General features: G+C 71.4%; 19 protein-coding genes, 1 rRNA gene and 1 pseudogene. 6 read left to right on the top strand and 15 right to left on the bottom strand.

What is annotated here, in order from left to right; all coding sequences use genetic code 11:
• Nucleotides 1–61 precede the first annotated feature (61 nt).
• The 3 genes from OG226_RS37530 to OG226_RS37520 all read right to left on the bottom strand — a co-directional run bounded on the left by OG226_RS37530 (nucleotide 62) and on the right by OG226_RS37520 (nucleotide 4,782).
• Nucleotides 62–2,149 (bottom strand): tetratricopeptide repeat protein, encoded by a 2,088-nt coding sequence (locus OG226_RS37530; protein ID WP_329351337.1) that lies wholly within the window; start codon nucleotides 2,147–2,149, stop codon nucleotides 62–64.
• A gap of 214 nt (nucleotides 2,150–2,363) precedes the next feature.
• Nucleotides 2,364–2,990 carry an NUDIX hydrolase gene (locus OG226_RS37525; RefSeq protein WP_328684218.1) on the bottom strand — a complete coding sequence of 209 codons (627 nt, stop codon included), beginning with the start codon at nucleotides 2,988–2,990 and terminating at the stop codon, nucleotides 2,364–2,366.
• A gap of 124 nt (nucleotides 2,991–3,114) precedes the next feature.
• On the bottom strand, nucleotides 3,115–4,782 hold the full coding sequence (locus OG226_RS37520) for a CTP synthase (protein WP_328684217.1): 1,668 nt from the start codon (nucleotides 4,780–4,782) through the stop codon (nucleotides 3,115–3,117).
• A 533-nt stretch (nucleotides 4,783–5,315) separates the two neighbouring features.
• Between OG226_RS37520 and OG226_RS37515 the strand changes: the two genes are divergently transcribed.
• The 4 genes from OG226_RS37515 to OG226_RS37500 all read left to right on the top strand — a co-directional run bounded on the left by OG226_RS37515 (nucleotide 5,316) and on the right by OG226_RS37500 (nucleotide 9,890).
• Nucleotides 5,316–7,118, top strand: coding sequence for a glycoside hydrolase family 15 protein (locus OG226_RS37515; RefSeq protein WP_328684216.1), 1,803 nt, complete (start codon nucleotides 5,316–5,318; stop codon nucleotides 7,116–7,118).
• A gap of 134 nt (nucleotides 7,119–7,252) precedes the next feature.
• Nucleotides 7,253–7,870, top strand: a complete 618-nt coding sequence (locus OG226_RS37510; RefSeq protein WP_329353633.1) for a 3'-5' exonuclease — start codon at nucleotides 7,253–7,255, stop codon at nucleotides 7,868–7,870.
• Between the two features lie 62 nt (nucleotides 7,871–7,932).
• The gene (locus OG226_RS37505) at nucleotides 7,933–8,148 is read left to right on the top strand and encodes a DUF6243 family protein (protein WP_328684215.1); all 216 of its coding nucleotides are present in this window, start codon (nucleotides 7,933–7,935) and stop codon (nucleotides 8,146–8,148) included.
• Nucleotides 8,149–8,243: 95 nt separating this feature from the next.
• A complete protein-coding gene (locus OG226_RS37500; protein ID WP_328684214.1) occupies nucleotides 8,244–9,890 on the top strand; it encodes a PucR family transcriptional regulator in 1,647 nt (548 codons plus the stop codon).
• 10 nt (nucleotides 9,891–9,900) lie between these two features.
• Here OG226_RS37500 and OG226_RS37495 read toward each other — a convergent pair whose 3' ends face one another.
• The 5 genes from OG226_RS37495 to OG226_RS37475 form a co-directional block, all read right to left on the bottom strand.
• A complete protein-coding gene (locus OG226_RS37495; RefSeq protein WP_329351334.1) occupies nucleotides 9,901–11,040 on the bottom strand; it encodes a glycosyltransferase family 4 protein in 1,140 nt (379 codons plus the stop codon).
• A 695-nt stretch (nucleotides 11,041–11,735) separates the two neighbouring features.
• Nucleotides 11,736–13,454: a DNA repair protein RecN gene (gene recN / locus OG226_RS37490; protein WP_329353631.1), complete on the bottom strand. Its 1,719-nt coding sequence runs from the start codon at nucleotides 13,452–13,454 to the stop codon at nucleotides 11,736–11,738.
• Between the two features lie 127 nt (nucleotides 13,455–13,581).
• A complete protein-coding gene (locus OG226_RS37485; protein WP_026179466.1) occupies nucleotides 13,582–14,487 on the bottom strand; it encodes an NAD kinase in 906 nt (301 codons plus the stop codon).
• On the bottom strand, nucleotides 14,484–15,299 hold the full coding sequence (locus OG226_RS37480; protein WP_328684212.1) for a TlyA family RNA methyltransferase: 816 nt from the start codon (nucleotides 15,297–15,299) through the stop codon (nucleotides 14,484–14,486). Before OG226_RS37480 ends, OG226_RS37485 begins: the two co-directional genes overlap by 4 nt.
• 7 nt (nucleotides 15,300–15,306) lie before the next feature.
• On the bottom strand, nucleotides 15,307–15,612 hold the full coding sequence (locus OG226_RS37475) for a hypothetical protein (protein WP_328684211.1): 306 nt from the start codon (nucleotides 15,610–15,612) through the stop codon (nucleotides 15,307–15,309).
• 42 nt (nucleotides 15,613–15,654) lie between these two features.
• Here OG226_RS37475 and OG226_RS37470 point away from each other — a divergent pair, with 42 nt between their 5' ends.
• A complete protein-coding gene (locus OG226_RS37470) occupies nucleotides 15,655–16,002 on the top strand; it encodes an SCP2 sterol-binding domain-containing protein (protein WP_328684210.1) in 348 nt (115 codons plus the stop codon).
• On the opposite strand, the gene OG226_RS37465 is transcribed toward OG226_RS37470, so the two are convergent.
• The 4 genes from OG226_RS37465 to OG226_RS37450 form a co-directional block, all read right to left on the bottom strand.
• Nucleotides 15,986–16,900 (bottom strand): ABC transporter ATP-binding protein, encoded by a 915-nt coding sequence (locus OG226_RS37465; protein WP_329351331.1) that lies wholly within the window; start codon nucleotides 16,898–16,900, stop codon nucleotides 15,986–15,988. The genes OG226_RS37470 and OG226_RS37465 overlap by 17 nt on opposite strands.
• Nucleotides 16,897–17,991 carry a FecCD family ABC transporter permease gene (locus tag OG226_RS37460; protein ID WP_329351329.1) on the bottom strand — a complete coding sequence of 365 codons (1,095 nt, stop codon included), beginning with the start codon at nucleotides 17,989–17,991 and terminating at the stop codon, nucleotides 16,897–16,899. The genes OG226_RS37465 and OG226_RS37460 overlap by 4 nt, the downstream gene beginning before the upstream one ends.
• Entirely contained in the window at nucleotides 17,988–19,031 is a 1,044-nt protein-coding gene (locus OG226_RS37455; protein ID WP_329351327.1) for a FecCD family ABC transporter permease, read from the bottom strand. The genes OG226_RS37460 and OG226_RS37455 overlap by 4 nt, the downstream gene beginning before the upstream one ends.
• Nucleotides 19,032–19,121: 90 nt before the next feature.
• Nucleotides 19,122–20,150, bottom strand: a complete 1,029-nt coding sequence (locus OG226_RS37450) for an HAD hydrolase-like protein (RefSeq protein ID WP_329351325.1) — start codon at nucleotides 20,148–20,150, stop codon at nucleotides 19,122–19,124.
• A gap of 72 nt (nucleotides 20,151–20,222) precedes the next feature.
• On the opposite strand from OG226_RS37450, the gene OG226_RS37445 reads away from it, so the two are divergent.
• Nucleotides 20,223–21,515, top strand: a complete 1,293-nt coding sequence (locus tag OG226_RS37445; protein WP_329351323.1) for a DUF1015 domain-containing protein — start codon at nucleotides 20,223–20,225, stop codon at nucleotides 21,513–21,515.
• A gap of 92 nt (nucleotides 21,516–21,607) precedes the next feature.
• On the opposite strand, the gene OG226_RS37440 is transcribed toward OG226_RS37445, so the two are convergent.
• The 3 genes and pseudogenes from OG226_RS37440 to rrf all read right to left on the bottom strand — a co-directional run bounded on the left by OG226_RS37440 (nucleotide 21,608) and on the right by rrf (nucleotide 24,274).
• Nucleotides 21,608–22,528, bottom strand: coding sequence for a hypothetical protein (locus tag OG226_RS37440; RefSeq protein ID WP_328686549.1), 921 nt, complete (start codon nucleotides 22,526–22,528; stop codon nucleotides 21,608–21,610).
• Nucleotides 22,529–23,023: 495 nt separating this feature from the next.
• Nucleotides 23,024–24,010 (bottom strand): annotated as a pseudogene (locus tag OG226_RS51695) (hypothetical protein); the annotation flags it as partial.
• 147 nt (nucleotides 24,011–24,157) lie between these two features.
• Nucleotides 24,158–24,274 (bottom strand): 5S ribosomal RNA (gene rrf / locus OG226_RS37430).
• Between the last annotated feature and the right edge of the window lie 95 nt (nucleotides 24,275–24,369).

Raw genomic sequence — 24,369 nt, 5'->3', positions numbered from 1 at the left:
GGAGAAGGTGCGGCAGAGCCAGTCTAATGAAGGCGTTCTCGGTGTCTAGCCTTTCAATGCATCAATCTTCTGCGGATGCACTACGGATTTCGCAGGCGTTAGCGTCTTGTTCCAGCGGTTCGGAGGCTGATTCCAGGGATTCGGGGGCGGAATCGCCCTCCAGAAGCTCCTCGCCCAGCATCCGCTCGGCCGTCCCGCGGTGCAGCGCGGCGGACGCCGGGTCGCCGAGCCTTTCGAGGGTGTCGGCCAGCCGCAGCTGCAGTGCCGCCTGCAGCCGTACGTCCTCGGCGCGGCGCGCCCACTCGACGGCCTCGTGGCAGGTGGCGAGCGATTCCTCGGGGCGGCCCGCGTACTCCTGGACCCGGGCCAACTCGCTCAACGCCCGTGCTTGGGCGGCCACATCACCGTTCTTGCGGTGCCCGGCGACGGCGGCCCGCCAGTTCCTGAGCGCCTCGCCGTAGCGGCCCGCGTACGTGTGCGCGGCGCCGATCCGACCGTAGAGCCGGGCGGCGTCCACGCGCTCGTCCCGGGCCTGCCGCTGGGCGAGCGCGCGGCCGAACCAGTCGGCGGCCCGGTCGTGGTCCCCCAGCTCCTGGTGCGCGCCGCCTACGGATTCCATCGCGCGGCCGGTCGCATACGGGTCGTTCGCCTCGCGTCCGGCGTCCAGCGCGGCCCGGTAGCGGGCCAGTGCCTCGGTCGTCCGGCCGGTCTGCGCGTCCAGATCGGCGAGGTTCAGCAGCGCGGCGGCCTGCTCGCGGGGCAGGTTGCGCCGCTCGGCCACGTCGAGGACGAGGCGGTGGATGCCGTAGAGCTCGGGGGCGGCGGCCTGGGTGCCGACGTGGGCGACCATCGCGCGCACCAGCTGGGACATCAACCGGCGGGCCAGCGTGTCGAGTTCGCCGTCGGCGACCGCGAGGCGGGCGGAGGCGAGCAGGGCGGGCCGGCGGACGCGGAGCCAGTCGGCGGCGGCCCGGGGGGTCGGGAAGCGCAGCGCGCTGGGCGTGCCGAGGAGTTTCTCGCGGGCCTGGGGGCTGTCCGTCTCGGTGATGGCACGGCAGGACTGGAGCAGCCGTACGGTCCGCTCCAACATGCGGGCGCGGGCCAGCTGGAGTTCGGCCGGGCGGTCCTGGGCCTCGGCGAGGGCGTGCAGGAGGGGCTGGAGGCAGCCGGGAACCTCGTACTGCGGCAGCGGGGAGTCCAGGGCCCGCAGCAGGCCGGCCGCGACGAAGTCGTCCAGGGTGGTGCGGGCGCCGCCGACGGAGCAGCCGGCGAGCGCGGACGCGGTCTGCGGGTCGACCAGGCCGGCCGGGGCGAGGGAGAGCAGTCGCAGTATCCGGGCGGCGGGGCTGGGCAGCGAGCCGTAGACGAGCCGGAAGACGCGGTTCAGGGGCGCGCCCTCGTCGCTCTCGGCGTGCAGGTGCTTGGCGAGGTCGGCCACGGCCGCCTGCGGACGGGCGGCGAGCCAGCCGCCGGCCAGGGTCAGCGCGGCGGGCTGGTACCGGCACACCTCGACGAGGCCCTCGGCGGCGACCGGGTCGACGGTGATGCGGACCGCGCCGGTGTAGCGGGTGAGGAGTTCCAGTGCGGACTTGGTGTCGAGGCCGCCCAGGGTGCACGGGCGGACGTCGGCGATGCCGGTGAGCGGGCCGCCGGAGACGGCGACGACCAGGCAGTCCGGGGAGTCCGGCAGCAGCGCGTCGACCTGCTCGGCGTCGGCCGCGTCGTCCAGCAGGAGCAGCGCCCGGCGGCCGGTGAGGGCCGCGCGCAGGATGTCCGAGAGGTCGTCCTCGGAGGCGCCGGCCGGGGTCGGCAGCTCCAGGGCGGTGAGGAGTTCGCGGGCGGTGCGCTCGGTGGGGACGGGGGTGCCGTCGGGCTCGCTGAGCCGCGCGCGGAACACACCGGCGTCGTAACGGTCAGCGACCTGTCGGACGAGTTCCTCGGCCAGCGCGCTGCGGCCGGAGCCGGGCTTGCCCGCGATGAGGAGGACCCGCGCGCGGGGGGCCTTGCGGCCGGCGATGGTGTCCAGGCCCGCGCGCTCGATGTCGGCGCGCAGCTCCTTCAACTCTCTTGCGCGGCCCAGGAATTGGCCCTCGGGAGTAGTGTCCTCGGACAGCCTCACGCCGCCGGTGTCCACCGCCTGATCCGTCACGGGCCACACTCCCGTCCCACTGCACGCGCATAGCCCGCCGGGACTCCGGATCGGGTGATTCCAGAGCCTAGTTCACGCTCTGCGACGAACCGTGCGGAGCGCGGCGGGCACGTCCCCCGATCGGATCAGCCGATCGTCACACCGGAAGACGCCGAAAGAGGCGGAAAGGATGACGCGGGGGCGAGGCGTGCTTGATGCGTGGGCGAGGCCGGGTTCAGGACTCGAAGGGACGCGCGGGCCACGGCGCCTCGGCGGGGCGCAGCGCGTCGACGCCGTCGCCGTGCCGGGCGGCGACCAGGGAGAGGACGCCGACGGCGAGGCAGTTGTTGTGCAGCTCGCCGGCGAGGACCCCGCGGACCAGGTCGTCGAGGGGCACACGCGCGTGCTCCATGTCGGCCTCCTCGTCCTCGACCTCGAAGCGCTGCCCGTCGGCCTCGGACAGATCGCGGGCCAGGAAGATGCGGATGGCCTCGTCGCAGCCGCCGGGCGTGGTGTAGACGTCGGTCAGCACCCGCCAGTCCTCGGCCTTGACGTGCGCCTCCTCGTACAGCTCGCGCTGGGCGGCGTGCAGCGGGTTCTCGCCCGGGATGTCGAGCAGTCCGGCCGGGATCTCCCACAGCTTCTGCCGTACGGGGTGGCGGTACTGCTTGATGACCAGGACCCGGTCCGCCTCGTCGAGGGCGAGGACGGCCACGGAGCCGGGGTGGACCTGGTAGTCGCGGTGCACGACCGCGCCGCCGGGCATGACCACGTCGTCGGTGCGCACGGAGGTCTTGTTGCCGACGAAGGGGGTCACGGTCGCCCGGATCTCCCACTCCTCCGGGGTGTCCTTGATCGTCATGCGCTGTCCCTCCACACGTACACGGAACACGTACCCGAACCACACGTTCACGGACGTCACGTAAAAACGGCCGGGGTGCACACCTTTTGAAGGCGCGCACCCCGGTCACCGTACAACCTTCGTACTACTTGCCCGTCTTGCGTTCCACAGCCGCCTTGACCAGGCCCGCGAAGAGCGGGTGCGGCCGGGTCGGACGGGAGCGCAGCTCGGGGTGGGCCTGGGTCGCGACGAGGTAGGGGTGGACCTCGCGCGGGTACTCCACGTACTCCACGAGCTTGCCGTCCGGGGACGTGCCGGAGAACTGCAGACCGGCCTTCTTCTCCAGCTCGGCGCGGTAGGCGTTGTTCACCTCGTAGCGGTGACGGTGGCGCTCCTCGACGTACTCCTTGTCGTCGTAGACCTCGCGCACGATGGAGCCCTCGGCGAGCTTGGCCGGGTACATGCCCAGGCGCATGGTGCCGCCCATGTCGCCCTCGCCGGCGACGATGTCGAGCTGCTCGGCCATGGTGGAGATGACCGGGTGGCCGGTGGCCGGGTCGAACTCGGTGGAGTTGGCGTCCGCGATGCCGGCCAGGTTGCGCGCGGCCTCGATCACGATGCACTGAAGGCCCAGGCAGAGGCCGAGCAGCGGGATCTTGTGCTCGCGGGCGTACTGGATGGCGCCGACCTTGCCGGAGACACCGCGGTCGCCGAAGCCGCCGGGGATGCAGATCGCGTCCACGTCACCGAGCTGCTTGGCGGCGCCCGCCGGGGTCCTGCAGTCGTCCGAGGTGACCCACTTGATCTTCACGCGGGCCTTGTTGGCGAACCCGCCGGCGCGCAGTGCCTCGGTGACCGAGAGGTAGGCGTCGGGCAGGTCGATGTACTTGCCGACCAGCGCGAGGTTGATCTCGTGCAGCGGGTTGTGGACCCGGTCGAGCAGGTCGTCCCAGGTCGTCCAGTCCACATCGCGGAACGGGAGGTCCAGCTTGCGGACGACATAGGCGTCCAGGCCCTCGGTGTGCACGGTCTTCGGGATGTCGTAGATCGAGCGGGCGTCGGGGCAGGCCACCACGGCGGCCTCGTCGACGTCGCACATCAGCGAGATCTTGCGCTTGATCGCGGTCGGCACCTCGCGGTCGGAGCGCAGCACGATGGCGTCGGGCTGGATGCCGATGTTGCGCAGGGCCGCGACCGAGTGCTGGGTCGGCTTGGTCTTCAGCTCGCCCGAGGGGCCGATGTAGGGCAGGAGCGAGATGTGGACGACGAACACGTTGTCGCGGCCGACCTCGTGGCGGACCTGGCGGACCGTCTCCAGGAAGGGCAGCGACTCGATGTCGCCGACCGTGCCGCCGACCTCGGTGATGACGACGTCGACCTCGTCGGTCGCCATGCGCCGGATGCGGTGCTTGATCTCGTTGGTGATGTGCGGGATGACCTGCACGGTGTCGCCCAGGTACTCGCCGCGCCGCTCCTTGGCGATCACCGTCGAGTAGACCTGGCCGGTGGTGACGTTGGCGCTGCCGTCCAGGTCGCGGTCGAGGAAGCGCTCGTAGTGGCCGATGTCGAGGTCGGTCTCGGCACCGTCGTTGGTGACGAACACCTCACCGTGCTGGAAGGGGTTCATCGTGCCGGGGTCGACGTTCAGGTACGGGTCGAGCTTCTGCATCACGACGCGCAGGCCCCGCGCCTTGAGGAGCATGCCGAGGCTGGAGGCGGTGAGGCCCTTGCCGAGTGAGGAGGCGACACCCCCGGTGACGAAGATGTGCTTGGTCGTCGTGGTGTTGCTGTTTCGGAAAGCAGCGGGCGGCATGGCCAAGAGGGGGCTCCCGTGGTCGCGGTCTGGGGTGCGGTGCGGCTGCCCGCCCGGAGAACCCGGGTTTTTCTGGAGGCGCCGTCGCTGCGGTTCGGGGGTTTCTTGCCCACCGGTCCACGGGCTACCAGGGTATCAGCGCCCGGAGGGGATGGCTTCCGGCCACGCTCCGCGCCCGCCTCGACACGGATGCGACCCGCATCGGCATGAACACGCCTCCCGTCGACACAGACGCGCCCCGGTTACCTGCTTCTCACCAGGTGCTCACCCGTTCGGCCCAGGTCCGTTGGCGAGAGCGGCACACAGATCATCTACGTGCGTCGTATCCTGCTCGGACACTCGCTGCCGAGCCGGTCCGGAACACGGCACCACCCCCGCCCGTATCTCCCGGAACAACGAGAGCTCGTCAGTCCGTTGGGCAACGACCCCCATTTGCTTCATGGCTCAACGACGCACTACAAACGATCCCTTGACCGCACACAGCGACCGCCCCTTTTCCATGGGGCGACGTGGCCGTTCGACTGGAGTTGCACGTGGCCGGGCGCATCGAAGATTACGCACTCATCGGAGACATGCAGACCGCTGCCCTGGTCTGCCGGGACGGCACGGTGGACTGGCTCTGCCTGCCCCGATTCGACTCCCATGCCATCTTCGCCGGTCTACTGGGAACCGAGGAACACGGCTTCTGGCGGCTGGGCCCGGCCCACGCCTCCGACACGCCGCCGCCCATGGCGGCCCGGCGCGGCTACCGCGGCGACTCGCTCATCCTGGAATCCGAGTGGGACACCCCGCGAGGCACGGTCCGCGTGACCGATTTCATGCCCCCTCGCGACGGCGCCCCCCAGCTGATCCGCATCGTGGAGGGCATCTCCGGCCGCGTCCCGATGCGCTCGGCCCTCCGGATGCGTTTCTCCTACGGCCGGGTCGTCCCCTGGGTGCACAAGCACGAGGGCCGCACGGTCGCCGTCGCGGGCCCCGACTCCGTGTGGTTCGACACATCGGCCGAGACCTACGGCAAGCGGCTCACGACATACGCCGACTTCACCGTCGCGCCGGGTGACCGCATCGCGTTCACCATCTCGTGGGAGCCCTCGCACAAGCAGCCGCCGGCGCTCCCCGAGCCGGAGCAGTCGCTGGTGGCGACTGAGGAGTTCTGGCGCGACTGGGTCGACCAGTGCACGTACCACGGCCCGTACCGCGAGGCCGTCGTCCGCTCCCTGATCACGCTCAAGGCCCTCACGTACGCCCCGACCGGCGGCATCGTCGCCGCGCCCACCACCTCCCTCCCGGAGGAGATCGGCGGCGTCCGCAACTGGGACTACCGCTACACCTGGCTCCGCGACGCGGCCATCACCCTCTCCTCGCTCCTGCGCACCGGCTACCGCGAGGAGGCCCGCGCCTGGCGCGAGTGGCTCCTGCGGGCCGTCGCAGGCGACCCGGAGAACCTGCAGATCATGTACGGCATCGCCGGCGAGCGCGAGCTCGGCGAGGCGGAGCTGGACTGGCTGCCGGGCTACGAGAACTCGGGCCCGGTCCGGGTGGGCAACGGCGCGGCGCACCAGCTCCAGCTGGACGTCTACGGCGAGGTCACCGAGGCCCTGCACCTGGCCCACATGACGGGCCTGGCCCGCAACGACTACGCCTCCCTCCTCCAACTCAAGCTGATCCGCTACCTGGAGAAGCACTGGGACGAGCCCGACGAGGGCATCTGGGAGGTGCGCGGCCCGCGCCGCCACTTCGTGCACTCGAAGGTGATGGCCTGGGTCGCGGTCGACCGCACGATCAAGCTGATCGAGTCGGGCGACGCGGACGGCCCGCTGGAGAAGTGGCGCGAGCTGCGCGACGACATCCACCGGGACGTGTGCGAGCGCGGCTACGACAAGGAGCGCAACACCTTCACGCAGTCGTACGGATCGAAGGAACTGGACGCCTCGCTGCTCCTCATCCCGCAGATGGGCTTCCTGCCCCCGGACGACAAGCGCGTGATCGGCACCATCGAGGCGATCCAGCGCGAGCTGTCCACCCCGGACGGCTTCATCCTGCGCTACCCGACCTCGGGCACCGACGAGGGCGTGGACGGCCTCCCCGGCGACGAGGGCGCGTTCCTCGCGTGCTCGTTCTGGATGGCGGACGACCTCGCGATGATCGGCCGCGTGGACGAGGCCCGCAAGCTCTTCGAGAAGCTCCTGTCGCTCCGCAACGACCTGGGCCTCCTCGCCGAGGAGTGGGACCCGCGCCTGCAACGCCAGGTCGGCAACTTCCCGCAGGCCTTCAGCCACGTCCCCCTGATCGACACGGCCCTGCGCCTGACGGCTTCGGGGGCCTACGGCGGCTGACACCCGCCGAGCCCTCCCCGCTCCCCGGGCCCGAGTCGTGCCCGGGGAGGGCGGCACCACCGCATCCGTACCGCAACGGGAAAATCCAGGTGCCCCGGCCGCCGCTCGTCCCTACCCTTCCCGCCATGGACAGCATGGACAGCACCGGGGCCGGGCGGCTCCTGAACGTCGTGGACGTCGAGGCCACCTGCTGGGACCGCGGCCGACCGCCGAACGCGGCCAGCGAGATCATCGAGATCGGGCTGACCGTCGTCGACCTGGCCACCGCGGAGCGCCGCGCCCGGCATCGGATCCTGGTGCGGCCTGTCCGGTCCACGGTCAGCGAGTTCTGCACGGAGCTGACCGGCCTCACCCAGCACGAGGTGGACGGAGGGGTCGGCTTCGCCGAGGCGTGCCGGCTGCTGGCGGCCGACCACCACACCGGGTCCCGCCCGTGGGCCAGTTGGGGCGACTACGACCGCAATCAGTTCACCCTGCAGTGCCGGCACACCCGCACGCCCTACCCGTTCGGCAGGCACCACACCAACGCCAAAGCGGCCTTCACCGAGGCATACGGCCTGCGCAAACGCCCCGGCATGGCGCAGGCACTGGAGATCGCCGGGCTGCGGCTCGAAGGCCGGCACCATCGCGGCGAGGACGATGCCTGGAACATCGCCGCCCTCGTTCTCCACCTGTCGGAGCGGGGCACCTGGCCGGACACGACGCCCGCGGCGGCGAACAGATTGGTCCACGGAGCCGACGGAACCGGGTAACGTCCTTGTCGTGTTCTTGCGATGAATCCGTAGATCACTTCACATCACCACCGGGAGAACCCGTGACCGTGAGCAAGAACATCAACAACCCCGTGGGCATGGGCGGCGGCCAGCGCAAGAAGCAGTCCCGCGCCGAACGGCAGAACCACGGTCCGCACCGCAACCTCGACCGCCAGAGCGCGGCCGACCAGAAGGCGGAGCTGGTACGCAAGATGCGCGAGAAGGCCCGCGCGGCCGAGGGCGCCGAGCAGGCGGGCGACGACACCGCCCAGAGCTGACACACCGCCGCGGCGGAGGAACTGGACACCGCCGCCGAGCGCACGCCCCGGGCCCGAGATGTGCCCGGGGCGTTTCCGCAGGTACCGTCCGCTGCATGGACAGCCGTACGGACAGCACATTCGACAGCCAGGGCGCCGGCATCACCGTTCAGCGGGCGCTGGAGCTGCCCGGACTGCGCAGCGGGCTGCCGGAGATCCTGGCGGGCGCCGACCGGCTGCAGCGGACCGTCCGGTGGGTGCACGCGGGCGAGGTCCCGAACATCGCCTCCCTCCTCAAGGGCGGCGAACTCCTCCTGACCACGGGCTACGGCCTCGGCACGCGCCCGGCGGAACAACGCGCTTTCGTCCGCACCCTCGCCGAGCGCGGCATCGCGGCTCTGGTCGTCGAACTCGGCCCGCGCTTCGACCGTCTCCCCGCCACCCTGGTCGAGACGGCCCGCGCGACCGGACTCCCCCTCGTCCAGCTGCACCGCGAGGTGCCGTTCGTCGCGGTCACCGAGGAGATCCACACCGAGATCGTCAACGGCCACTACGCGCTGCTCCAGCAGGCCGAGGAGGTCCATCGCCGCTGCACCGAGGCCCTGCTCGGCGGCGGCGGAATCCCCCAAGTCCTCGGCATCCTGGCCGACTTCAGCGGCAACCCGGTCTTCCTGGAGACCCCGGACGGCCAACTCCTCTACGCGGCGGGGTCGGGCCCCGAGGGCGCCGACCCGCTCCAGGTCTGGGAGGGGCTGCGCGGCCAGCACAAGGACGCGTCGCCGCCCGCCGGTTCGGTGGTGGTGGACGTGCCGGGCGGTGGTCCCGGTACGGGTTCGGTGCGGGCGCGGATCGTCCTCCTCCCGGTCCGCGCTCCCCTGGCCCCCGTGCACCGCATCGCCGCCGAACGGGCCGCCGACATCCTCGCCGTGGTCCTGATGCAGGCCCGCCAGGAGGAGGAGCTGGCGGCACGCGGACGCGGCGACTTCCTCACCGACCTCGCCGAGGGCCGCATCGCTGCCGAGGACGCCCCGGCACAGGCCCGCGTACTGGGCTTCAAGCCCGGCACCAGCCCGCTGCTGCCCGTGGTCATGCGGCTGGGCGACGCCCTGGCCGCCCCCGGCGGCGGCTGGGCGGTCCTGGCCCGCGCGGTCGCCGAGGAACTGGCCTCGGTGGGCGTCCCGGTCCTGCTGGGCGTACGACCGGTCGAGGGCCGCGTCCCGCTCCTGCTCGGCCTGCGCTCGGAGTCGGAACGGTCGGCGGTCGCGGACCGGGTAGCGGCGGCGCTGCGCGCGGGAGTTGAACGGGCCGGGATGCAACGCCCGGGCGCACAGCCCCCGATCGTGGTCGTCGGCGTGGCCGGCGGCTGGGCGGCGGCATCGGCGGGTCTACGGCACGCGGCCGAGACGGCGACCGCGGCACAGGGCCTGACCGACCAACCCTGGTACGACGCCCGGCGCCTGGACATCGAGCTGCTGCTGTGGCGCCTCCGCGACCACCCGGACCTCGCGGCCTTCGTGGACCGCGCGATCGGCCCGCTCCGCGACCACGACAACCGTTCCAAGCCCCCGCTACTGCCCACCCTGGAAACGTACTTGGCCCACGCGGGCCGCAAGGCGGAGACGGCCCGCGAGCTCCACCTCAACCGGCAGACCCTCTACAACAGGCTTGCCCGCATCGGGGAGTTGCTCGGCACGGACCTCGAAGACCCGCAGACGGTACTGGCGTTGAGCCTGGCGCTGCGGGCCCGCAGGCTCGCCCCATAAGGGTCCGCACTCAGGTCAACGGCAGCGGCTGGGTCAACTCGTCGTAGACACTCAGCACTTGGGCGACAGTCTCGTCCTCGGTCGGCCAAGTGGCCGCCTGCCGGGTGCCCTTCTCCCGGAGCAGTTCCCGGCGTTCGGGGTCGCGCAGCAGGCCGGTGACCGCGTCGGCGAGGGACTTCGCGTCGCCGTACGGCACGAGTTCGGCGGCGTCGCCGACGAGTTCGGGGATGCCGCCGACGGCGGTCGCGACGAGCGGCACGCCGGCGTGCAGGGCCTCCTGGGCGATCACCGAGCGGGACTCCCAACTGCTGGGCAGGAGGGCGACATCGGCGGCGGCGAGGAGTTCGCTCACGTCGTCGCGCCGCCCGATGAGCCGGACCGGCAGCTCCTCGTCCTCGATCCGGCGCTGCAACTCGCCCCGCAGCGGCCCCTCCCCCGCGATCACGAGCAACGGTGTCGGATCGAGGCGGCACCAGCCGCGCGAGGCGTCCAGGAGTGTGTCGTAGCCCCGCTGCCGGTCGAGGGAGCCGACGGCGACGAGCAACGGGCGGGCGGTGGCGCCGAGTTCGGCCCGGAGCTTGGGGCTCAGCCGATCGGGGTCTTCGTGGTCCACGGCGGCCCGGCGCGGCCCCGGCAGCGCGACGGCGGCGAGGCGGGCGTCCCGGGCACCGCTCCGTCGGGCCCGGTCGACCAGATCGGACGTGGTGCCGAGGACGACCACGGCGGCCTTCACGACCCGCCGCTCCAGCAGCCGCAGCAGGTGCGCCCGCGCGCCTTCGGCGTGGGCCCGGTTGTGCCACGTGACGACGAGCGGGGTGCGGCGGCCACTGAGGGCGAGGACGGCGCGGAAGGAGGCGTGCAGGCCGTGCGCGTGGACCAGGTCGGCGTCCGCGCAGGCCGCTCGCAGCACGGCGACGGATGCCGGGTCGCTGCTGCGGGGCACGTGCACGTGTTCGGCACCGGCGCCCGTGAAGTCGTAGGTGTGATCGGACTCGACGGGGGCGCACACCGTGACCCGCACGCCCCGCGCGACGAGCCCGGAGGCCAGGGAGCGCACATGCGCGCTACTGGCGGCATTGCCTCCGCCGAGCACCTGCACGGTGCGCAGCGGCGACTGGCCGTGCGGTGAGTGGCTGCTCACGGGGGTCACGTGGCCGGGGCTCCTGGTTCGGCGACGGGCGGTCACGAAGAAAGTACAGAAGGATCGGGCGGAGGGGGTGTACCGCACGCTTCCTACGCGTTCCATCTCAAGGATGCCAGCACGTACGGGTGTTCCGGCAACGCCGGAAGGTGTGGAGGCTGTGCGGAAGGGCAACAGGGGCGCGGGGTTCACCCGTACGAGTGAGGGGGCGGGGGGTTCTGTGGTGGGTGAGGCGGGGCGGGGTTGGTGAGGTCGGGGGTTGGGTGGGCTGGGGGCTCACGTCGGGGTGGGGTGTCTCACTCAGGTCGGCAGGGGCGCGTCCGCTCGGCCGCGCTGGAGGCGAAGCGGCCACGCCCGAAAGGGTGCCCTCACAAACCGCGCAAGCCCGCCCCCAGCTCAACTCCCCCCCACTCACAGCGCCCGCGCACTCACCCGGTCTCCGTAGACCGCCGCGGCCACCACCGCAGCGGCATGCGCCACCAGCCCCGTCCGCCCGTTCCTGGCGACGACGGCCGCGCCGAGCATCGTCCGGCAACACCGCACGCGCCCGCCGCAAGCACCGCGAACCCAGCACTAGGCACCCCCTGCAGAGCAGCCCGTCAGCCCGAGCCTTCCCGGCCGGTCCAACTCCCGGACACGGTCCTCGCCTTCGAGGACCTTCACAGCGGAGCGCGAGACGGCCACCACCCCGACAGAACGTCCCGTCAGCCGTCCGCCCGAGCCGTCGCCAGCAACTCCTCCGCATGTGCCCGCGCCGTCTCCGAGTCCTCCTGGCCGGCCAGCATCCGGGACAACTCCCGGACACGGTCCTCGCCTTCGAGGACCTTCACGCCGGAGCGGGTGACGGAGCCGTCGTTGGTCTTCTCCACCAGCAACTGCCGGTCGGCGAAGGCCGCCACCTGAGGCAGGTGCGTCACGACGACGACCTGTGCGGTCTTTGCGAGCTTCGCGAGGCGGCGCCCGATCTCGACCGCCGCCTTGCCGCCGACGCCCGCGTCGACCTCGTCGAAGAGGTAGGTCGGGACGGGGTCGGTCCCGGCGAACACGACCTCCACGGCGAGCATCACGCGCGACAGTTCACCGCCGGACGCGCCCTTGGCGATGGGCCGCGGCGGAGCCCCCGGGTGCGGGGCGAGGAGCAGTTCGACCTCGTCGACGCCCGAGGGGCCGTAGGCGACCGTACGACCGCCGACCTCGACGCCCTCCGGATCCTCGGTCTGGCGGATCTCGAACGACACACGCGCGTGCGGCATCGCCAGGGAAGCCAACTCCGCGGTCACCGCCGCGGCGAACCGCTCGGCGGCCTCCGTACGCGCGTCGGTCAACGCCTGGGCGAGGCCGCCCAGTTCACCCCGCAGGGCGTCCCGCTCGACGGTCAGTTCGTCGATGCGCTCGTCGTCGCCGTCGAGTTCGGTGAGCCGGGAGGCACCCTGCTCTGCGTACGCGAGCACCGCGGTGATGTTCTCGCCGTACTTCCGGGTGAGTGCGTTGAGGGCGGCCCGGCGTTCCTCGACGGCGGCCAGCCGCAGCGGGTCGGCGTCCAGGTCGTCGGCGTAACCCGCCAACTCCCCCGCCACATCGCCCAGAAGGATGCCGATCTCACCGATCCGGTCGGTGAGCGAGGCCAGTTCGGAGTCGTGCGACCGTACGGTCTCCAGGGCCCGCTGCGCACCCGCGACGAGGGTCGCCGCGTCGATGCCCTCGGGGTCCTCTGGATTACCGGCGAGCGCGGCGTGAGCGGCCGTGGCGGCGGACGCCAACGCCTCGGCGTGGCCGAGCCGTTCGGCCTCGGCGGCGAGTTCGACGTCCTCACCAGGGCGCGGCTCGACGCCCGCGATCTCGTCGAGGCCGTAGCGCAGCATGTCGGCTTCCTGAGCCCGTTCACGCGCACGCGTGGTGATCTCGTCCAGCTCGACGGCGACCGCGCGCAGCCGCCGATACGCCTCCGCGTACTTCGTGAGCGGCCCGGTGACGGCGTCCCCGGCGTACCGGTCGAGCGCCTGCCGCTGCCGGGACTGCTTCAGCAGCCCCTGCTGGTCGGTCTGCCCGTGCACGGCGACCAGCTCGTCGGCCAGTTCCGCGAGCACCCCCACCGGCACGGACCGCCCGCCCAGGTGCGCCCGGGAGCGCCCTTCGGCGGAAACGGTACGGCTGATGAGCAGCGTCCCGTCCTCCAGCTCGGCACCGGCCTCCTCGGCGCGGAGCACGGCGGAGCCGCCGGGAGGAACGGAGATCCGCCCCTCCACGACCGCGTTCTTCGCCCCGATCCGCACCAGCGCCGGGTCCGCCCGCCCCCCGAGCAACAGCCCGAGGCTGGTGACGACCATGGTCTTGCCCGCACCGGTCTCACCCGTGACAGCGGTGAACCCCGGCGACAACTCGACAACAGCGTCGTCGATGACTCCGAGCGACCGTATCCGCATCTCTTCCAGCACGGTGAAGACCTTACGAGGTAGGGCGGGAGAAGCGCGAGGCACCCTGTCACCCACGCGAGGGAAGCGCCCCGAAGAGGCGCGGGGAACTGCGCGCTCAACCCCTACTCAGCCGCAGCTAATGAGGAGCCCCCCGCCACCCCGAAACAGGCAGAGCGAACTTCGCGACAAGCCGATCCGTGAACGACGCATGGTGCAGCCGAGCCAGCCGCACAGGCACAGCCCCCCGTCGCACCTCGACCCGTGCCCCGGCAGGCAGTTCAACGGTCCGCCGCCCGTCACACCACAGGACCCCCGGGGGGATGTGCGGCAACACCTCCACCGCCAGCACAGAATCCGGCGAGGTGACCAAGGGCTTGGCGAACAACGCGTGCGCGCTGATCGGCACCATCAGCAACGCCTCGACCTCAGGCCACACCACAGGCCCACCGGCGGAGAAGGCGTACGCGGTAGACCCGGTGGGCGTCGCACAAACAATCCCATCGCACCCGAACCCCGTCACCGGGCGCCCATCGATCTCCAGCACGACCTCAAGCAGCTTCTCGGCGCCGGCCTTCTGCACCGCCGCCTCGTTCAGCGCCCAGTCCGTGTGCACGATGTTGCCGTTCTTGTGCACGACGACATCGACGGTCATCCGCTCCTCGACCTCGTACGCCCGGGTGACCACCCGGTCCACGACCTTGTCGAGATCGTCCCGCTCCGCCTCCGCGAGGAATCCCACGCTGCCGAGGTTGACGCCGAGCATCGGCACCCCGGACGCCCGCGCGAACTCCGCGCCGCGCAGCAGCGTGCCGTCGCCGCCGAGGACGATGAGCAGCTCGCAGCCCTCAAGGCACTGCGGGGTGGCCTCGGTGACCGTCTCCACCTCGTCGGGCAGCGGCAGGTCGCGTGCCTCGTACTCCAGGACGCGCACTCCGATACCGGACTGGAGCAGCCCCTTGACGACCAGCTCCGCGCTCCGGATGGCCGCAGGCCGACCCGTGTGCGCGAGCAGGAAAACAGTACGAGCTCGGTTCTGAGTCAACGCGGCCCCTCCGCCACTGCACGGTCAACATCGGCCGGGTCCAGTTCGGGTGCGCCGGCCCGCAGCCACAGAAAGTACTCGACATTCCCGGAGGGCCCGGGCAGCGGGCTGGCGGTCACGCCCTCCACCCCGAGCCCCAGTTCCGCGGCCCGCCGGGCGACACCGCGCACGGCTTCGGCCCGGAGTTCGGGGCTGCGTACGACACCACCGCTCCCCAGCCGTTCCTTCCCCACCTCGAACTGCGGCTTGACCATCATCACCAGGTCCGCGTCCGGCTTCGTGCACCGCGCCAGGGCGGGCAGCACCAGCCCGAGCGGGATGAAGGACAGATCCCCCACGACTAGATCCACAGGCTCCCCATCAATCGCTTCAAGCGTCAACTCGCGTACGTTCGTACGGTCCTTGACGGTGACGCGTTCATCGCTCTGGAGAGACCACGCGAGCTGTCCGTACCCGACGTCGACCGCCACGACCTGCGTGGCACCCGCGCGCAGCAGCACATCGGTGAAGCCTCCGGTGGACGCGCCGGCGTCCAGCGCCCGCCGTCCCTCGACCACGAGCCCCCGCGGCACGAAGACCTCCAGCGCGCCCGCGAGCTTGTGGCCGCCCCGCGAGACGTAGTCGGGGTCGCCGTCGTCCTGGACGACCACGATGGCGGCCGCGGTCTCCACCTGGGTGGCGGGCTTGGTCGCGACGGTCTTGCCGACGGTGACCCGGCCGGCCGCGATCAACTGGCTCGCGTGCTCCCGCGACCGCGCGAGCTTCCGTCGGACCAGCTCGGCGTCGAGACGTCGGCGTGCCACTCCTGCCACGTTCGGTTCAGCTCCTGCGGTCGTACGTCGATGGGGGCGCCGGAGGTCCCGGGCGGGCGTCGAGCGCGGTGAGCGCGTCGCGCAGCCCCCGGTGTACATCCTCGTACACCTCGACATGCCCGTCCGTGGCGAGGTGGTCGGTGTCGGCCAGCCGCCCGAGCCGGGCGTCGACGTCGGCGTTGCCGCTCGGCGTACGGTCCACGTTCAGGGGCGCGGGGGCGGCGGGGTCGTACGTGGGCTCCGCCTCCGGAACGACCTCCGGAAGGCCCTCCTCTACAGCCCCGGCCTCGGCCTCGGGCAATGAGTCGCTCATGCCCAGACGCTACCGCGAAGGGCTGGGGTACCGTCGATCACGATGGCAACGATCGAAGAGTGCCGCGTCGCACTCGAAAAGCTCTCGGACAACATGCAGAAGGCCGATGGGAATGTCCGCGCCGCCGCGGCCATGGACCGTTCGGTCAGCTGCCGGATCACCGACCTCGACGTCACGTTCGTCGGCCGGCTCACCGGCGGCCGCATCGTGGTGGACGAGACCGTGCAGGGCCTTCCGGCGGAGAAGGCCCAGATCAGGCTGACCATGGCCGGCGACGACCTGGTCGCCATGGTCGACGGCGGCCTGAACTTCGCGAAGGCCTGGGGCTCGGGCCGGGTGAAGCTGGACGCCAACGTGTTCGACCTGTTCCGCCTCAGGAAACTTCTGTAGCCACCGCCGCGGCCCCTGCCCCCGCCGTGGCTTCCGCACGCGCGCGTGCCTTGCGCGCGGCCGGCACCACCAGTGGCGTTCCCGTCTCCGGGTCGTCGATGACCTGGCAGCGCAGCCCGAAGACCTTCTCGACCAGCTCGGCCGTCACGATGTCGCCCGGGGCGCCCGCCGCGATGACCGCGCCCTCCCGCAGCGCGATGAGGTGGGTGGCGTACCGGGCCGCGTGGTTGAGGTCGTGCAGCACCGCGACCAGCGTGCGGCCCTGCTCCTCGTGCAGTTCGGCGCAGAGGTCGAGGACGTCGATCTGGTGCTGGATGTCCAGGTAGGTGGTCGGCTCGTCGAGCAGCAGCAGGGGCGTCTGCTGGGCGAGGGCCATCGCGATCCACACGCGCTGCCGCTGCCCGCCGGAGAGTTCGTCGACATAGCGATCGGCCAGCTCGGCGACACCGGTCTGCGCCATCGACTCCTGCACGACCCGCTCGTCCTCGGTGGACCACTGGCGCAGGATGCCCTGGTGCGGGTACCGGCCGCGGCCCACGAGGTCGCCGACGGTGATCCCGTCGGGCGCGATGGACGACTGCGGGAGCAGGCCCAGAGTGCGCGCGACCTTCTTCGCCGGCATCGACTGGATGACCTGCCCGTCGAGCAGCACCCGGCCCTCGTTCGGCTTCAGCATCCGCGACAGGGCCCGCAGCAGCGTGGACTTGCCGCACGCGTTCGGGCCGACGATCACCGTGAAGGAGTTGTCGGGTATCTCCACCGACAACTCGCGTGCGATGACGCGCTGGTCGTAGGCGAGGGTGACGTTCTCGGCGGACAGGCGGTTCACGGTGCTCCTTCGATTGTTCAGCCCGCTGCTGAGGCCGCGCTTGTTGGTCCGGTCGCTCCGGTTGCTCATATCCGGCCCGCCTTGCGCTCGGTGACCAGGAGCCACAGCAGGTAGACCCCGCCGAGGACTCCGGTGACCACGCCCACGGGCAACTGGTCGGCGCCGAACGCTCGTTGGGACGCCCAGTCGGCGGTGACCAGGAGGGTGGCGCCCATGCACAGCGAGGGCACCAGGTTCGGCCCCGGCGAGCGGGTCAGGCGCCGGGCGAGCTGCGGTGCCGTAAGGGCCACGAAGCCGACGGGTCCGGCGGCGGCGGTCGCGGCCGAGGTGAGCAGCACGGCGGCCACCATCAGCAGCAGCCGTACGCGCTCGACGCGCACCCCGAGGGCGTACGACACGTCGTCGCCCATCTCCATCATCCGCAGCCCGCGCGCGTTGGCGAGGACGAGCGGCAGGAGTACGGCGCACAGCGCGAGGAGCGGCCAGACCTGGGTCCAGTCACGGCCGTTGAGGGAACCGGTCATCCAGACGACCGCGCGGGCCGCGTCGACGAGGTCGGCCTTGGTGAGCAGATAGCCGTTGACCGCGGTGACGACGGCGGAGACGCCGATGCCGACCAGGACGAGCCGGTACCCGTGCACCCCCTGCTTCCAGGCGAGCAGATAGATCGCGACCCCGGTGACCAGGCCGCCGACAAGGGCCCCGAGGGTGACGGCGGTCGCGCTGCCGGAGAACAGCACGATGACGACGAGTGCCCCGGCCGTCGACCCCTGTGAGAGGCCGAGCACATCCGGACTGCCCAGCGGATTACGGGAGATGGACTGGAACAGCGCACCGCCGAGCCCGAGCGAGGCACCGACGAGGAGGCCGACGAGGACGCGCGGCAGCCGCAGCTCGTTGACGATGAACTCCTGACCCGCGTCACCGCCCCCGAACAGCGTCTTGAGCACGTCCCCGGCGGAGATCGGGAAGTCCCCGGTACCGATCAGCACCACACTCGCGGCGAGCGCGCAGACCAGCAGAAGGACGACGACCGTGAAGGCGCGGGGGTCGAGGCGGACGGAGAGGCCACCGGTCCGGACAGCCCGCGTACGGAGCGCCCGAGTCGGGGCGGCCTCCGCAACCGGGGCGTCCTGCGCCGTCGTAGAAGAGGGATTCACAGCTGAGTCGTCCTTCGGCGCCGCACGAGATAGATGAAGACCGGACCGCCGATGACCGCGGTGACGATGCCGACCTGGAGCTCCGCGGGCCGCGCGATCAACCGGCCCAGGACATCGGCCCCGAGCAGCAGCACGGGCGACAGGATCGTGGCGTACGGCAGGATCCAGCGCAGGTCGGGGCCGGTGAAGGAGCGCACCACGTGCGGCACCATCAGGCCGACGAACACGATCGGGCCGCAGGCCGCGGTCGCCGCGCCGCACAGCACGGTCGCGGAGAGCATGGCGAGCGCCCGGGTGCGGTTGAGGTTGGCGCCGAGGGCGCGGGCGGTGTCGTCGCCCATCGCGACCGCGTTCAGCGGCCGGGCGAGCAGCAGGGAGGTCACCGTGCCGACCACGAAGAACGGGGCGACCTGCGTGATCGTCGAGCCGCTGGCCGAGGCCAGTGAACCGACCGTCCAGAAGCGCATCTTGGAGAGCGCCGCGTCGTCCATGATCATGACGGCCTGGAGATAGCCGTAGAGCGCGGCGCTGATCGCGGTACCGGCGAGCGCGAGTCGCACGGGAGTTGCGCCCCGGCTGCCGCCCAGGAACCAGACCAGCGCGCCGACCACGGCCGCGCCCGCGAAGGCGAACCAGACGTAGCCGCTCAGCGAGGTGACACCGAAGTAGGTGATCGCGGTGACGACCGCGGCCGAGGCGCCGGCGTTGATGCCGAGCAGGCCGGGGTCCGCGAGGGGGTTGCGGGTGAGCGCCTGGAGGACGGCGCCGGAGAGGCCGAGCGCGGCACCGGCGAGCAGCCCGAGGACCGTACGGGAGATCCGGTCGCCGACCACGACGTCCGCGTACGTCCCCGAGTCATGGAACAGGCCGTGCCACACATCCCCCAACGGCAGCGATTTCGCGCCGATCGCGATGCTCGCCAGGGCCACGACGACCAGGAGCGCCACGGAGGCGAAGAGCCCAAGGACACGTATCGCCCGGCGGGTTGGGGGCGCGGGGGCGGTCTCCGCGCGCTGTTCTGGGGGACTGTCGACCAACACGAGGTTAGGTTAGCCTACCCTCGCATTCGAGCCGAAAGGCGAGTCCCGCTCGACCGCCGCTCGGAGCCCTGGCTGCCGACTCCCCCCGTGTCACAACCCCAGTCGCACCAGCGCCTTCTCCGCGTCCAGCGCGCAGGAGCCGTCCCCCGCCGCCGTCCAGGCCGCCGCGCAGAGCGCCCGGAGCCCGTCCAAGGGCTCACCCTCACCGTCGAGTTCCAGTCGGTCGCGGCCCGCCGTCGCCGTCCAGCCACCGCACCGGAAGCCGTCTCCCGCCCCGGTGACCTCGGACTGCCCGGTGAGCATGCCCCGCAGATCGGCGTCGACGTATGTGGGCCGGTGCTGCGGCGGCGCGGCGAGGAGCTGCGCGCCGTCGGTCACGCCGGTCAGGACGAGCAGCGAATCGACCTCCCCGTTGAACGCCCCCTCGATGTCCGTGTCCAGCCGGTCCCCCACGACCAACGGCCGCTCGGCGCCCGTCCGCAGGATCGTCTCCTTGTGCATCGGCGGCAACGGCTTCCCCGCCACCTGCGGCTCGGCCCCGGTCGCTATCCGTACGACCTCCACCGCCGCGCCGTTGCCCGGCGCGATACCGCGCGCGCTCGGGATCGTCAGGTCGGTGTTGGACGCGAACCACGGCACCCCGCGCGCGATGGCGTAACAGGCCTCCGCGAACCGACCCCAGGCCAGGTCGGGGCCGCCGTAGCCCTGTACGACCGCGACCGGCTCGTCGTCCGCCGAGTCGACGGGCTCAAGTCCGCGCTCGCGCAACGCGACCCGCAGCCCCTCCCCGCCGATCACCAGCACACGCGAACCCGCCGGCACCTGCTCGCTGATCAGCCGGGCGACGGCCTGCGCGGAGGTGATGACGTCGTCGGCCCCGGTCGGTATCCCCAGCTCGGTGAGATGCTCGGCCACCGCATCCGGCGTCCGCAGCGCGTTGTTGGTGACATAGGCGAGCCGCATGCCGCCCGTGTGGGCGGTGGCCAGCGAGTCGACCGCGTGGGCGATCGCGTTGCCCCCCGCGTACACCACCCCGTCGAGGTCGAGCAGCGCCGTGTCGTACGCCTCGCTCAGGGCCCGGGCACTGCCCTCGGGGCTCGTCCTGACGCTCTGGCTCATTCCACATCGCTCCTCGTTCGATCGCTTTCACCCGATCATCCCGCATGCCACTGACACACGTACGATGCCGGGATGAACACCGCAGGTCACTCGGAAGCAACGGAGCGCCGAGGCCTGGAACTCACCCCGTTCCGAGGCCTTCGCTACGATCCCGACCTGGTCGGCAGCCTGGCCGCCGTGACGTCCCCACCGTACGACGTGGTCGTACGCCCCGACGGCCTGCACCACCTCCAGGACGCCGACCCGCACAACATCGTCCGGCTGATCCTCCCGCAGGCCGTCACCCCGAGCGCCCGCAACGAACAAGCCGCCGACACCCTGCACCGCTGGCTCTCCGAGGGAGTCCTCACCACCGACCCCGAGCCCGGCCTGTACGTCTACGAACAGCGCGACGGCAACGGCCTGTTGCAGCGCGGCGTCATCGGCGCCCTGCGTCTGTCGGACCCGTCGGAGGGTGTGGTCCTGCCCCACGAGGACGTCATGCCGCATGTGGTCGCCGACCGCGCGGCCCTCATGCGCGCCACCTCCGCGAACCTCGAACCCCTGCTGCTGACCTACCGGGGCAACGGCTCACCGGCCGATACGACGACGGTGGTCGAGCGCATCGCCGAGGACCCCGCGCTCCTGTCGACGACTACGGAGGACGGCTACAGCCACCGCCTCTGGTCCGTCACCGACCCAACCGACCTGGCCCGCATCCAGCAGGACCTGGCCCACCACCAGGCCCTGATCGCCGACGGCCACCACCGCTGGGCGACCTACCGACGTCTACGCGCGGAGCATCCCTCCCCCAGCCCCTGGGACTACGGCCTGGTCCTCCTCGTCGACACGGCCCGCTACCCGCTCCGCGTCCGCGCGATCCACCGCCTCCTGCACGGCGTCCCGGTGTCCGACGCGCTGGCGGCCCTGGACGGCCTCTTCCGCGTACGGCACCTGGACGTGCCCCTTCCGGAGGCCCTGGAGGCCCTCGCCGACGCGGCCTGCGAGGGCAACGCCTTCCTCCTGGCCGGCGACGGCTCCTTCCACCTGGTCGACCACCCGGACCCGGACCTCCTGGCCCGTACAATCCCGGCCGACCGCCCCGCCGCCTGGCGCACCCTGGACGCCACAGTCCTGCACGCCACCCTCCTGGACCACGTCTGGCACATCCCTGAGGACGACCCGGCGCACATCGCCTACATCCACGACACCGCCGCCACGGTCCGCAAGGCCGAACGCGACGGCGGTACAGCCGTGTTGATGCACCCCGTCCGCGAGGAGGTCGTACGCGACCTGGCCCGCCAGGGCGTCACGATGCCTCGCAAGTCGACGTCCTTCGGCCCGAAACCGGCGTCCGGGCTGGTGCTGCGCGCGCTGGACGTCTGAGCCGCGGCCATCCAACACCGGAAACGCGAAAGGGCGGGACCCCAGGTGCCGGGGTCCCGCCCTTGTCACTTCTGTCACTTCACTGACGTAGGTCAGTTCTTGTCGTCGTTCTCTTCTTTAAGAAGGACATCTTCCTTGACGACGTCTTCCTCGGTCTCGGTCTCAGCCGCGGCTTCGACCTCAACCTCGACCTCGTCGTCGTCCTCGATGTCGTCGTCCTCGTCCTCGTCGTCCAACTCGTCGACTACGGAGACGTCGTCCTGGGGCTCGACCTCGTCGTCGACCTCGGTCTCAGCGTCGATCCCGGTGTCACTGTCGTCCTCGTCCTCATCCTCGACGAACGCGTCGACGAACTCGACACCGTCCATCTCGGCGAGCCGGTCCGACGCGTCCGTGCTGCCGTCCTTGTCGGACTCCACGGCCTTGGCGAACCACTCCCGCGCCTCGCCCTCACGCCCGGCGGCGAGCAAGGCGTCGGCGTAGGCGTACCGCAGTCTCGCGGTCCACGGCTGCACGGCGTTCGAGGCCAGCTCCGGGCTCTGCAACGTGACGATGGCCGCGTCGAGCTGGTCCATGTCACGCCGGGCGCCGGCCGCGACGAGCCGCATCTCGACCTGCCCGGCCTTGTCGAGCTTGTGCACCTCGGCGGCGCCGGCCATCTCCAGCGCCTTCTCGGGCCGCCCGAGCCCACGCTCACAGTCGGCCATCACGGGCCACAGGTCCACGCTGCCGGTCATCCGCCGCGCGGCCCGGAACTCGGCCAACGCCTCGCTGTACTTCTGGTTCGCGTACGCGGCGAACCCGGCCGCCTCACGCACGGCGGCGACACGCGACGCCAGACGCAGGGCGATCTTCGAGTAGGCGTAGGCGGCCTCGGGGTCCTCGTCGATGAGCCTGGCGACCATCACCAGGTTCTTGGAGACGTCCTCCGCGAGCCCCTTCGGCAGACTCATCAGCTCCTGCCGTACGTCCTTGTCGATCTCCTCGCCCGTGACGTCCTCGGGGATCGGCAGCCGCTTGATCGGCTCACGGTCACGCTCCCGCTCGTCCCGGAACCGGCTGCCGCCACCGCTGCGGTCATCGCCCCGGCGGTCGTCACGCCGGTCGTCACGCCGGAACGCCGGCCGCTCACCGCGGCTGTCATCCCGACGGAACCCTCCGCGCTCGCCACCGCGGTCATCGCGACGGGGACCGGACGGACGGTCATCACGGCGCGGGCCGGCGGGACGGTCATCCCGACGGGGACCGGAGGGCCGGTCATCGCGACGAGGCGCCGCGGAACGGTCGTCACGCCCACGGAAACCGCCACGGTCACCACGGTCGTCGTCCCGCCGGAAGGCAGGACGCTCGCCCCGGTTGTCGCTGCGGTCATCACGACGGAAGGGCGGACGCTCGCCACCCCGGTTGTCGCTGCGGTCGTCACGCCGGAACGGCGGACGCTCACCACGGCTGTCATCACGCCGGAAGGCCGGACGATCGCCGCCGCGGTCATCACGACGGGGACCGGCCGGACGGTCGTCCCGGCGGGGGTAGCTGCCACGGTCGCCGCGGTTGTCGTCACGCCGGAAAGCGGGACGGTCACCGTCACGGCGGTCGTCCCTACGGTCATCACGACGGAAGGGCGGACGCTCGCCACCCCGGTTGTCGCTGCGGTCATCACGCCGGAACGGCGGACGCTCACCACGGCTGTCATCACGCCGGAAGGCCGGACGATCGCCGCCGCGGTCATCACGACGGGGGCCGGCGGGCCGGTCGTCACGACGCGGAGCCGCGGAACGGTCGTCACGGCCACGGTAGCCACCACGATCGTCACTGCCACGGCTGTCGCTACGGCGGTCATCGCGCCGGTCGTCACGACGGGGGTAGCTGCCACGGTCACCGCGGTCGTCGTCGCGCCGGAAAGCGGGACGCTCGCCTCGGTTGTCACTGCGGTCGTCGCGACGGAACGGGGGCCGCTCGCCCCGACTGTCGTCACGCCGGAAACCACCACCGCCACCGCGGTTGTCGTCACGCCGGAACGGCGGACGCTCACCACGGCTGTCATCGCGACGGAAACCACCGCGATCACCGCCACCGCGGTTGTCGTCGCGACGCTCGCCACCACGGTTGTCACTACGGTCGTCACGGCGGAACGCGGGCCGCTCGCCACGGTTGTCGTCCCGACGGAAACCACCGGGACGCCCTCCGCGCTCGCCACCGCGGTCATCGCGACGGGGACCGGACGGACGGTCGTCACGACGCGGACCCGCAGGACGGTCATCGCGACGCGGGCCGGCGGAACGGTCGTCACGGCCACGGAAACCACCGCGATCGCCACCGCCACCACTACTGGGACCGCCACTGCCACGGTCGTCGCGGCGAGGGGCGCCACCGCGGTTGTCGTCGCGACGGCCGTAGCCACCGCGATCGTTGCTGCCGCCGCGATCGCCGCGGCCACCACTGTCCCGTCGCCGCTCCTCGCGCTCGGGCCGGTCCTCGGGAGAGTTGGTGGACATCGGTGACTCCTGTCTTCGGTACCGCAAGTCATTCTCGCGCAGCCAGCTACTCGGCGCGCTCCGGACTGTATTTCTGAGAGTTTCTGGAAAAACAAAAGGACCCCTGGTCCCAGCGTGAACGCTGGGACCAGGGGTCCTCCAAATATTGTTCGGCGGCGTCCTACTCTCCCACAGGGTCCCCCCTGCAGTACCATCGGCGCTGTGAGGCTTAGCTTCCGGGTTCGAAATGTAACCGGGCGTTTCCCTCACGCTATGACCACCGAAACCCTAATGGTTTCGAGCGAACAAGCACACTTTTCTGTTGTGTGGTTCAAGCTCTAGCCGACAACTGTTCGTTGTCTCAGAACTAACACAGTGGA

The organism is Streptomyces sp. NBC_01261, from assembly GCF_036226385.1.
Classification (GTDB): domain Bacteria; phylum Actinomycetota; class Actinomycetes; order Streptomycetales; family Streptomycetaceae; genus Streptomyces.
This window is presented reverse-complemented; position numbering and strand designations above follow the sequence as displayed.

Excerpts from the sequence above, each read along its gene's own strand:
- OG226_RS37525 (WP_328684218.1), bottom strand. The coding sequence starts at position 2,990 with ATGACGATCAAGGACACCCCGGAGGAGTGGGAGATCCGGGCGACCGTG.
- OG226_RS37520 (WP_328684217.1), bottom strand. The coding sequence starts at position 4,782 with ATGCCGCCCGCTGCTTTCCGAAACAGCAACACCACGACGACCAAGCAC.
- OG226_RS37510 (WP_329353633.1), top strand. The coding sequence starts at position 7,253 with ATGGACAGCACCGGGGCCGGGCGGCTCCTGAACGTCGTGGACGTCGAG.
- OG226_RS37500 (WP_328684214.1), top strand. The coding sequence starts at position 8,244 with ATGGACAGCCGTACGGACAGCACATTCGACAGCCAGGGCGCCGGCATC.
- recN (WP_329353631.1), bottom strand. The coding sequence starts at position 13,454 with ATGCGGATACGGTCGCTCGGAGTCATCGACGACGCTGTTGTCGAGTTG.
- OG226_RS37475 (WP_328684211.1), bottom strand. The coding sequence starts at position 15,612 with ATGAGCGACTCATTGCCCGAGGCCGAGGCCGGGGCTGTAGAGGAGGGC.
- OG226_RS37470 (WP_328684210.1), top strand. The coding sequence starts at position 15,655 with ATGGCAACGATCGAAGAGTGCCGCGTCGCACTCGAAAAGCTCTCGGAC.
- OG226_RS37465 (WP_329351331.1), bottom strand. The coding sequence starts at position 16,900 with ATGAGCAACCGGAGCGACCGGACCAACAAGCGCGGCCTCAGCAGCGGG.
- OG226_RS37450 (WP_329351325.1), bottom strand. The coding sequence starts at position 20,150 with ATGAGCCAGAGCGTCAGGACGAGCCCCGAGGGCAGTGCCCGGGCCCTG.
- OG226_RS37445 (WP_329351323.1), top strand. The coding sequence starts at position 20,223 with ATGAACACCGCAGGTCACTCGGAAGCAACGGAGCGCCGAGGCCTGGAA.